This is a genomic window from Bacillus benzoevorans, from assembly GCF_014207535.1.
Taxonomy (GTDB): Bacteria; Bacillota; Bacilli; order Bacillales; family Cytobacillaceae; genus Bacillus_BD; species Bacillus_BD benzoevorans.
In genome coordinates this window covers 1-9752 of sequence record NZ_JACHGK010000039.1, presented here as the reverse complement: position 1 = coordinate 9752, position 9752 = coordinate 1, and the positions used below count along the sequence as shown (strand labels likewise).

The following is a 9752-nucleotide window of genomic DNA, read 5'->3' as shown; positions in this document are numbered from 1 at the left end:
AAATATATTTAATGTTTATATTATGTAAAAAATAAGAGGATATATGCTCTTATATTGAACATATTATCCTCTTATCAGAGTAGTCTATTTAAAAAGATTAATCAAAACGGGTTTTTATACTTTGCGAAGCATTATACATTTTTTACAAAAAAGTTTTATCGTTTTCTAGCTGTAATCTTCAACAATTGCGCTCGATAACGGAATATTGAAAACACGAAAAAAGTGAAAAATAGTTCCTGCCTATTTGCTAATGGTCCATTTGTGGAATATCGAAAAATTCCAATGTTTTTTTATAAAGATCATTATATGTACTAAATCCACATTTATTTTATAAGTCATAACAATCATTCATCCTATGGTTCCTTTTTTCCACTACGATTCTGAAAACGTGCAACCTTTTTTCGATTACCACAAATTTGCATTGAACACCATTTCCGCCTTCCACTGGAATCCATAAATAACAATACACAATCAGGGTTGGCACACCTTTTCATGGTTCCTAATTCACCAGTAGCATATAGATTTAGGGCATCTAATGCGATAAGTGAAATTAATCTATCCAATGGTTCCCCGATAGGAATTTCGACAAGCTTTCCGCCGATGATTCTATATAAGAATGGTGCTTTAGCAATTAACTTTTCAAGATGAGCCAACCAATCATTCGAAAGCTGGTATCCATCTGTAACACGTTCAAATCCCTCACGAAGAAATGCACGTAAATTTAGAACTCTATCTAACGCTTGTTCCAACCATTCTTCCGTTTCAGATGAAAAATGTTCAGGGATTAATGAATCATTTTCTTGCATTGCTTTTATCCATTCTATTAAATCATCTTTTGATGTCAGTAGATTATGGCGTACACCACGTCGGACAACTTCAGTATTTACAAGGTCGAGAGAAAGGTGACCAGATATTAGTGGAAATTGATTTGAGCTAGACATTATTGGTACTCCTTTCATCCTAAAAATGTTCCAAGTTTTAAACTAACCATATTATATAATATTGACAGGTTAATTTAAAGTGAATATAATAACCATTAAATACCATATTATGTGGTTAGTTAATCTATAGGAGGGAGCTTTATGGTACGTACTTTTTTAGGTTCAAGAATTGTATTCATCGCTTTTCTTACTCTGATGGGGGCATTTGGCTTAAATTTAACTGCTGGACAATTTTTTACCCCACTCCATGAATCCTATGGTTGGAGCTTAACTACATTAAGTTTGGCAGTATCTCTAAATATGATTACTTGGGGAGTGTTTCAACCTATAATGGGGAAACTTATCGATCGATTCGGTCCTAAGCTAGTCATTGCTAGCAGTGCTACCCTAATGGGAATTTCCTTTATACTTTCAGCAACCATTACTCAATTATGGCAATTCTTTCTTTATTATGGCGTTCTCACTGCTGTTGGTTTTGCAGGATGTGGGTCAATGGCTAATTCGGTACTTGTTTCTCGTTGGTATGTTAAAAAAAGAGCAACGATGCTTGCAAGAAGTTCAATGGGAATGAATTTCGGTCAGTTAGCTCTCTTACCTTTAACTGGCATTCTACTTGTGAATTCTGGGTTTCGTGTTGCCTTTGTGGTTCTTGGGTTTATCATGTTATTAATCGTTGTCCCATTTGTTCTTTTTGGTACAAAAAGTAATCCTAACGAAATAGGTCAGGCACCCGACGGAGATTCTACATCTTCATTTTCTCCACCTTCAAGTGTTTCATTGTCAGAAGCTTTAAAAACCCGTGAGTTTTGGCTTGCAAGCCTCGGATTTGTTACTTGTGGCTATACTCTCTATTTGGTTACGATCCATCTTCCGAAATTTTCAGTTGATTTAGGGGGAGGAACAGGACTAGGAGGTCAACTTCTTGGTATTGCCGCATTTGCAAGTGCGATTTCTATGTGGATAACTGGTCAACTTGCTCGTAGATATGGTAAGAGGAGTTTACTTATTGGACTGTACATTATTCGTTTACTAGCATTTGTTTTGCTTTCTTTATCCACAAATATCTGGCAACTTTATCTATTCGCAATCATCTATGGTATTTCATCGATGCCAATTATTCCACTTGTTACAGGTATCATTGGTGACAGATTTGGCGCTAATGCTATGGGAAGTATTCTTGGCACTACATGGTTTTTACATCAGATTTTTGCTGCCATAGGAGTTTTTTTAGGGGGATACATTCGTACTCTAACTGGAAGTTATGAAATAGCATTTTGGTCGGGTGCAGGTATTCTAGTTCTAGGCATTGTATTTTCTGCTTTCCTTGATGATAGTGCCATAAAACAAAATTTACAAGTTAGTCAGACATCCTCAAGAAAATTGTAAAAAAATAAAATGGCAATTGGGATTAACCATTGCCATTTTGCTGTAACTAATGGTGGCGTCACTTTTTAAAGTAACGCGCCCGATAAATACTTCGACTATATTATCTTTTCTATTAAAACTATATTTATATTTAATCTCTTTATCATTATTAAAAATAATATCTTTATCCCAAAACCATCGTTTATAATCAAAAGAATTAAATGTTATTTCATACTCAGAATTATTAGCCCCTTGTAATTCTATAACTTGAGCAATTCTTTTATTTGCTAAATTTTCATAAGTATAAAAATAAACTTTTATGCTAAAAAATATTATTAAAAGTATACAGATTATAATAAAAATTTTTTTCATAAAGACTTTCCTTTCTTCTTAGTTATGTCCCCATTTGCGGAATAGGTAATGAAGGACATTATTCCTCTTGAACATCGAGGTTTTTATAAAAATCATCAACAATTGGATGAATGTCTGGGTTTGAATCATAATAAGTATTGCTAATTTCACTTAGAGTGAATTTAAATTCTCTTTCGCCATCAAAAAGAGCAACACCGTATCGCCATCCTGCACGTTTTTCTTGACTATCTTGTGGAGTAAACTCTATATCTTTAATCAGAGATAGAAATTCATCAATTTGTTCCTGTTTAGTTATCGTTTTTGAAGCACCGGTCGAACCATCTTGAATGATGACTTTATCTACATTTTCAATTTTTGCATCCTTATAAAATTCTTCTAACGATTTCGTTTTTCCATTAGTACAAGCAGAAACCAAAATTATACTTAACAACAAGGTTAGGAACAAAGATTTTTTCATTAAACCACCTCCCTCATATAAGTTTCCTTTAATCAAAGGTTACAATCACTTGATTTAATTCATTTAAGGCTTGTGGTTCAATTTTTAAAGTAAATGTTGATTGGCCAGTACCTCCATAAATAAAATCGTATTGGAAAAGTCGTTTGTCTATCACACAAGGTAAATCAAGACCTACCATACGAACGCTTCCTACCTGAAATCCTGTAACTTTTTGAACTTCCTCTGGAGATGCTAATTTTACTTTACTACAGCCTAAAACATCAGCTATTTTCTCAAAATCAACTTTACTACGACTACCAGATACAATTAAAACAAAGAACCCTTTATCTGTTTTTAGTATCAGCGACGGAGCTGTTTGCCCAACTTCGATCCCAAAATATTTTGTGCCATCTTGTTTTGAAAGTATTGGTTTTTCGTGTTGAATTATTTCGTATGTATATTTGCTTCGCTCTAAAATTCCTTGCAATGTCTCCAAAAGAAACACCTCCAACATTGATTTTAACATGGAAAATTATAGAATCTCCAAAAAGAAGAACTACTAAACTATCTGGTCCTTATCTACAGTATGTTTTTCCACCGTATTCATCGTACTTTAAGATACTAAAAATACCTGAAATTGGAATTAATGCAAAAAAGATCTGGGAAGTCCCCTCTCCAGATCTTCTTTTTTAACAACAACTTTCATTTGAAAAACTCACGATGAAAAAGGATTTTTTGGGCCGTGCCTTGGATTCAAAATATTTATTTAATGTTATTTAAAGCTCGATATGCATTTGCTTCCCCGGCACCAAATAAAGGATCCTGTCCGATTTTCCCATAATCCAGCGCTGTTTGTTTAATACGAGCTGTTACCTGTGCAGGCGTAAATTGAGGATTGGCTGCTTTTACAACTCCTGCAACACCGGCAACCTGAGGAGTAGCCATAGAGGTACCTGCCATATAATTATAGGAGGAACCTAAGTATGTTGGCCATGTGTTAAAGATCAAGCAACTTTGATCAGCCGTTTCAGGATCAAATGTTTCGGCAAATTCGGGGCCTAGGTCTCCTCCAGGGCCTGCGACATCAATTGCGCTATTTCCATAGTTGGAGTAAAATGCTAGCTCCCGAGTCGACCATTTTATCGAAGCCGATACGTTTATAACACCTGGAAGCTGGGCAGGTACTGCAGTAGCTGCTCCCTCTACTTTTATTCCGTAAGGTTCATAAATCATATTCAAAAATTTATTCACTTGATTCTTGTCATCCAAGTTCAAACTTTCATTCCCGCTGCCTGCCACGACTGTTACACCGTTATTCACGGCATATTGAATAGCACGCTTCCATAGGATGGTTTCAGCTGCAGTTTTATAAGTAGTTCCTTCAATTATCATTTTTGTATTATTATAGAGACGAAGAGACATATTGATTACATCCACGTTATCATCTGCTGCTGCCATAATAGCATCTATGACCCAAGCTGGCATGGCAAACCCTTGGCCTGAAATAACACGGTAGGAACGTATTCCTAACTCTGGTCCCACTCCTTTTACTTTTCCATTAGCAGCAATAATACCAGCAACATTTGTACCATGTCCGTTTCGATCTTTGATGTCATTCGGATCCCCTGTTTCAGATTCATCTATTCCAGCGGGAACTAAATTTCTTCCGCCAACTATATTATTCTTTAAATCTGGGTGTGACATGTCTATCCCTGTATCAATAACCCCTACAACCGCCTTATGTACGGTCTCCCCATCTTTATCTGTATATCCACCCGTTTCGATTTCATATGATTTTCCGTTATTTGTCACTCTTTGCATATCCCATTGGTTATCCCAGTAACTCTCCGGCTCTGTCTGATTTACTGTGGAATCCTGTTGTGCTGACAGTTTAGCAGTTGGATCATTTAATGCAAGAGGAATTTCTCTATTTGCAGCTTCAATAGACGTTAATTTACTTAGATTTTGTAAAAAGGAGGAATGACCAGATTGGGCTTCTACTCCTCCGATTTCCGGAATTGTTTTAACAACCTCCCCTCCAGCCTTCTCTATTATTTCTCGATAGTCTTGAGGTAACTCATTTTGAAAGGCTATTACATAAAGATTTTTTACGTTCACTTCTTGTTTAGAATTTTGTTCGTTAGCAGAAACATGGACAGATGAATCACTCGCTGCCAATATTCCAATCCCAAATGTAACAGACAGCAAAGTATGTAGAACCTTCTTCTTCATATACACTCTCCTCCATTGATATTTAATAGATTGATAACAAAGTATTAACATATATTGTAATTAATACCAATATATGGTTTTATCTGTATGTCCTTAACATGTTTTTACGGACTAGATTCTAAAAGTAATACTAGAGCTTTTGAATACAGGGAGAAGACAAACCGGGTTAAAGATGTTTGGAAGAAAAAGAAATAATAGAGGTATGATGTGGGCGTGGGAGGTGGACATTATTCTGCACGGGATCAAGTCCCACGCGCCCGATCGTCCTACCCCGACTACCTAAAGCATAACCCATATAAAATAGGCCAACCAGAAATATCTGATTGACCTTATAATACGATAGCGCCCGATTCCGGAATAAAGACATTTATATAAAATAAAAAGCAACTATGGAAATTCCGCCATACTTGCCCCTAACAGTCAAACTCTATGATAAGCTTGTCTAAATTAATAATTGACTTCATTTGTTGTAGTAAATCCAATCCAATAATTCCGTCTAATTCAAACCCATAGTCCATTGCACCAATTTCTACTGTGAAATTATCTGCTTCTTTCTCTCCAATTTTTATGGAATCAATTGCTTTTGAAAAAACAAACTCTGATCCTCCTACACCACTAATACGATAAATCATGTCATTTTCTTCAGCAACAATACCGATTGATTCTGCCAAATCCATTTTAATAATCGTACTTCCAGAGCCGGTATCCACTAGAACTCGTTTTAACAATAATGATTTCCCTTTATAGGTTACTTCCATATCTGTTAGTAATAGTCCCTCATCTATAAACAACTTTTTCACTATCGTCTCACACCCACCCATTTTTTCTCAATGATATTTGGATTTTTTCGGCTGGTGTGAAGTACATATAGCTCACGGGAAGGATTTTCACGATGTAGTTCTTGATAAGCTTTCATTGCTTCTGGAGAATTAGAAAACTTTTTCAAAGGTGCAACTTCTTCTAAGATACGTTCACTTTCATCATTCGTATTGGCTTGGATTGCCTCAATCAACACCCATTGGTCAGGAAACGCTTGGCATACTTCTTCCCATTTCATTTAGAACACCTCCAACTTCCTTTAATTTAATATTATCATGTGTTTACTTTTTTTTATAGTTTGGTTACTAGCAATACGCTTTCCCTTCCAAAGACTCGGTGGAACAGACAGAAGTAGGGTCGTCACATTTTCAATTTTCTCAAAAATATTTGCTATAAAAATCCTGCCTCAGCTTTCCACTTAGCTGCGCATATATCTTGGTCGTCTCACTCTTTTCATGGCCCAGTAAACTTTGAATCACCTCAAGTGGTGCACCGTTATTCATCATATGTGTAGCATAGCTGTGACGCAATTGATGTGGGTGGATACTCTTTTTTATACCGGCACGATTCGATATTCTTTTGATAATATATCGTAAGTTATCGATACTCATACGTCTTTTGGACCTTCTCTCTGTCACAAACAGGCAAGACTCATCATCATCTCGTTGATCCAAATACCTTTTCAACCAAATGGAGCAACGAGTATTAAAGTATACTTCCCTTTCTTTATCCCCTTTTCCATGGACAATGACTGAATTTGAGCGAAAATCAATATCGTCGCGATTTAATTTAACCACTTCGCCGATTCGGCACCCGGTTGAATAAAAAAATTCAAATAGAGCTTTCTCCATCGTTGTATGACAGGCTTCTCTGAGATGCTCAATCTCTAGATCGGAAAGAAACTTTGGAATTCTTTTACCCAATTTTGGCTCCTTTAATTTTGCAGCCGGATTCTTCGGAATATAACCTTCCTCATGTGTCCATTTAAAAATTGATTTAATGCAACGCACCCTGTTCCCCAAACTAGATGCCTTTAAATGCTCGCCCTCCTGAATAAGATACTCTTTTAATTTCTCGGTAGTGATTTCTCTCATGTCAATATTCCCGAAAAATCGGAGTAAGAGATTATATTGAAAACAATATGTTTTTAATGTAAGTGGTGAATATCCCTCAATCTTTTTATCTTGCTGGTACTTTTTCCATGCCTCGGATAATAACATGATTCTTTCACTCTCCTACTGTTTCAATCCATTATTCTAGATTCTATTATGTTCACGGAAAATCTTGTTTATACTAAGATATTCAAGAATCGGAGACAATAACAAATTATCAAACTAAGGAAGGCCCTGAATCACAAGAAAAAGACGCTTTTGCCTATTTAGTAAAAGCGCCCGTTTGCTGAATAGTGAAAAATGCGATAAAGAACAGAAAATACTCATAAAGTTTACGGGGCTCTCTTTTTTATTATGTCTTGCCAATTCGGAGGAAGTTCATGTGTTTCAAGATGTTCAAATTTCTTTAGTTTAATTTGACCAGGAATGATGGTTGGTGAAATTTCAAAAGTCAATCTGTCTTTTCCAACAGAAATATGTGGTCCAACAACTGGTGTAGTTTCTAATGTGATTATAAAATGAAACGTACGGAAACCACCAATTCTATCTACATTTACAATTTCAACTTGGTATGGGTAGACCAATGGAGTTTTAGTTAAATATTCAGAGTAATAATCGCACACCGCCTTATCTATTTCTGGACCTAATAAAAGCATTAATATATCATTGATCATCATTTCTTTCGTATCTTGAGGTGGCGTTGTACTTTCATGTTTCCACCCTGTTAGAAGCCAATCAAAAAGCTCAACCGATTTCAATCGAATCTTATCGTTATTTCGGGTAAGGATGACATCACCATCTGATAGCGTACAAAATTTTGTTTGATTTTGAACATGACAGTCATAAGCAGGTTCTACTATAGCAACATCACCGTTTTTCATTTTTATTTTTAATACGGCAATTGGTGTTTTTTTAATATCTAATTCTGTTGCTTCTTTTACAGAACTTGCTGTGTTAATCCATTCAATAACCTTTCTGATGACGAACTCTTCAATCCCATCGCTTTCACTGAAAGTACGTGTTCCCCCAGAGGTGCGATTTATTTCCATAGAAGCAACATCCTCCGATTTCAATAGGACATTTGCATTTGCCATTTGAACTGGGAGGAAAATCCAAGTAATCACTAAGATTAAAATTATTAACTTTTTCATCCATACTCACCACCTTACAGCGTCCCAAATTGTTTTTATTATGTTTCCTCAATTTACAATCCTGATGATTGCCATTGTTTTGTAATAAAGCAAAAAAGCACCTCTGTAACAGAGCTGCCATACTCAAGGTTTCATTTTCAACATTTTTCAAACCACTTGTCTAGCTAAATAAACATAACCTTAATGTTTGTTGCTGATATTAATAATTAATTTACTCCACTTCTTCAATTAAACTCCCTATAAATTGATTAGAGGCCAAAAGATAGACTGCTACGTAGCCCAATTTTCGCGCCTGTTGTTCAATAAGCTCTTTACCTTAAACACTAATTAGAAATTGAATAATTTGCTCTAAATTTAAGAACAATAAAAGGAACTCAAATAAGGAGAAAACGGTATAATGAAAAAAATATTCTTAATATGCCTACTAACTATTTTATGTATGTCACCAGCAGCATTAGAGACTTCTGCTTTAACATTCGACAAATTACCGGCTAAACAAACATCAAAACAATGGTCAGTTCAAGTAGGAGAAGCCAAACAAGGTGAGAACCTAGTTAAACCCGAAAAAGGAAAATATCACACTTACTCTTTAAAAATTGATAAAATCGGTACTGATGTATTAACTATGGAAGTTTATATGTATAGAAATGAGCCTAATTCTAAGACGAAATATGCGCTTTTCGGTTGTCCTGATGAAAGGGATTGTAATCAGGATCGTTATGATCGATCAATCTCTTTTGCAGAACAATTAAATCGTGGCTTTCCTTATGAACATGCCAATTTTCTTTTAGCTGAAAAAGCTACTGAATTAGAAATAGAAATTGTTTGGACGCAAAAAGGAAGCGAAGGCAGACCGTTAAAAGAAACTTTTATATTTACTTCTGAGTAGTAAAAGGAGAATTTCAAGACCGAATGTATATCGGTCTTGAAATTCTTTTTTCATAAATAGGAAAAATGCATTTCCAGTTATTTCAGAGACGCGCCCGATTGCTTAATAAGAATGTTTAAACAACATATAACTCCAAACAAATAAAACAATTGATAATAAAAAATATAAAGTTTTGACAACCCAATATGGAAGTTTATCAAATATCCAAAATAACCCTTCCACAATAAATGAAAGTATTATTGATTCATTTATCCCAGTACCTGAACCCTCCTTTTTATGGATTTGTTTGTTATGTCTAATTCCTAAGACAAGAAAGGAAATACCAAATTGTAATTGTCAACTCAAAAATCCCCCACTTGTGCATTTAAAATTCCCCCACCTAATTTTTCCAATTAGGCAGGGGAAGCATCTTTAAATTAGAAGGTTAGAATCCCT

At 35.3% G+C, this 9752-nt stretch carries 11 protein-coding genes; 2 read left to right on the top strand and 9 right to left on the bottom strand.

Annotated features, from left to right (window positions below):
* Positions 1 to 353 precede the first annotated feature (353 nt).
* Positions 354 to 941, bottom strand: coding sequence for a CGNR zinc finger domain-containing protein (locus HNR53_RS22805; RefSeq protein WP_184530435.1), 588 nt, complete (start codon positions 939 to 941; stop codon positions 354 to 356).
* A 141-nt stretch (positions 942 to 1082) separates the two neighbouring features.
* Here HNR53_RS22805 and HNR53_RS22800 point away from each other — a divergent pair, with 141 nt between their 5' ends.
* Positions 1083 to 2327 (top strand): MFS transporter, encoded by a 1245-nt coding sequence (locus HNR53_RS22800; RefSeq protein ID WP_184530433.1) that lies wholly within the window; start codon positions 1083 to 1085, stop codon positions 2325 to 2327.
* On the opposite strand, the gene HNR53_RS22795 is transcribed toward HNR53_RS22800, so the two are convergent.
* The 8 genes from HNR53_RS22795 to HNR53_RS22760 all read right to left on the bottom strand — a co-directional run bounded on the left by HNR53_RS22795 (position 2313) and on the right by HNR53_RS22760 (position 8428).
* A complete protein-coding gene (locus HNR53_RS22795; RefSeq protein ID WP_184530431.1) occupies positions 2313 to 2678 on the bottom strand; it encodes a hypothetical protein in 366 nt (121 codons plus the stop codon). The two genes, HNR53_RS22800 and HNR53_RS22795, sit on opposite strands and share 15 nt — an antisense overlap.
* A 58-nt stretch (positions 2679 to 2736) precedes the next feature.
* Positions 2737 to 3135, bottom strand: coding sequence for a hypothetical protein (locus tag HNR53_RS22790; protein ID WP_184530429.1), 399 nt, complete (start codon positions 3133 to 3135; stop codon positions 2737 to 2739).
* Positions 3136 to 3163: 28 nt separating this feature from the next.
* A complete protein-coding gene (locus HNR53_RS22785) occupies positions 3164 to 3619 on the bottom strand; it encodes an aminoacyl-tRNA deacylase (protein ID WP_343065381.1) in 456 nt (151 codons plus the stop codon).
* A gap of 257 nt (positions 3620 to 3876) precedes the next feature.
* Positions 3877 to 5346 (bottom strand): S8 family serine peptidase, encoded by a 1470-nt coding sequence (locus tag HNR53_RS22780; RefSeq protein WP_184530425.1) that lies wholly within the window; start codon positions 5344 to 5346, stop codon positions 3877 to 3879.
* A gap of 413 nt (positions 5347 to 5759) precedes the next feature.
* On the bottom strand, positions 5760 to 6146 hold the full coding sequence (locus HNR53_RS22775) for an aspartyl protease family protein (protein ID WP_221452450.1): 387 nt from the start codon (positions 6144 to 6146) through the stop codon (positions 5760 to 5762).
* Entirely contained in the window at positions 6146 to 6403 is a 258-nt protein-coding gene (locus tag HNR53_RS22770) for a hypothetical protein (RefSeq protein WP_184530422.1), read from the bottom strand. The genes HNR53_RS22775 and HNR53_RS22770 overlap by 1 nt, the downstream gene beginning before the upstream one ends.
* Positions 6404 to 6542: 139 nt before the next feature.
* The gene (gene xerA / locus HNR53_RS22765) at positions 6543 to 7385 is read right to left on the bottom strand and encodes a site-specific tyrosine recombinase/integron integrase (protein WP_184530420.1); all 843 of its coding nucleotides are present in this window, start codon (positions 7383 to 7385) and stop codon (positions 6543 to 6545) included.
* Positions 7386 to 7609: 224 nt separating this feature from the next.
* Positions 7610 to 8428 (bottom strand): DUF3888 domain-containing protein, encoded by an 819-nt coding sequence (locus HNR53_RS22760; RefSeq protein WP_246439785.1) that lies wholly within the window; start codon positions 8426 to 8428, stop codon positions 7610 to 7612.
* Positions 8429 to 8825: 397 nt separating this feature from the next.
* Here HNR53_RS22760 and HNR53_RS22755 point away from each other — a divergent pair, with 397 nt between their 5' ends.
* Entirely contained in the window at positions 8826 to 9317 is a 492-nt protein-coding gene (locus tag HNR53_RS22755) for a hypothetical protein (protein ID WP_184530418.1), read from the top strand.
* The last annotated feature ends 435 nt before the right edge of the window (positions 9318 to 9752 follow it).

What these genes read in the sequence shown, in the direction of transcription:
- HNR53_RS22805 (WP_184530435.1), bottom strand. Translation starts at nt 941, where the DNA reads ATGTCTAGCTCAAATCAATTTCCACTAATATCTGGTCACCTTTCTCTC.
- HNR53_RS22800 (WP_184530433.1), top strand. Translation starts at nt 1,083, where the DNA reads ATGGTACGTACTTTTTTAGGTTCAAGAATTGTATTCATCGCTTTTCTT.
- HNR53_RS22795 (WP_184530431.1), bottom strand. Translation starts at nt 2,678, where the DNA reads ATGAAAAAAATTTTTATTATAATCTGTATACTTTTAATAATATTTTTT.
- HNR53_RS22790 (WP_184530429.1), bottom strand. Translation starts at nt 3,135, where the DNA reads ATGAAAAAATCTTTGTTCCTAACCTTGTTGTTAAGTATAATTTTGGTT.
- HNR53_RS22780 (WP_184530425.1), bottom strand. Translation starts at nt 5,346, where the DNA reads ATGAAGAAGAAGGTTCTACATACTTTGCTGTCTGTTACATTTGGGATT.
- HNR53_RS22770 (WP_184530422.1), bottom strand. Translation starts at nt 6,403, where the DNA reads ATGAAATGGGAAGAAGTATGCCAAGCGTTTCCTGACCAATGGGTGTTG.
- xerA (WP_184530420.1), bottom strand. Translation starts at nt 7,385, where the DNA reads ATGTTATTATCCGAGGCATGGAAAAAGTACCAGCAAGATAAAAAGATT.
- HNR53_RS22760 (WP_246439785.1), bottom strand. Translation starts at nt 8,428, where the DNA reads ATGAAAAAGTTAATAATTTTAATCTTAGTGATTACTTGGATTTTCCTC.
- HNR53_RS22755 (WP_184530418.1), top strand. Translation starts at nt 8,826, where the DNA reads ATGAAAAAAATATTCTTAATATGCCTACTAACTATTTTATGTATGTCA.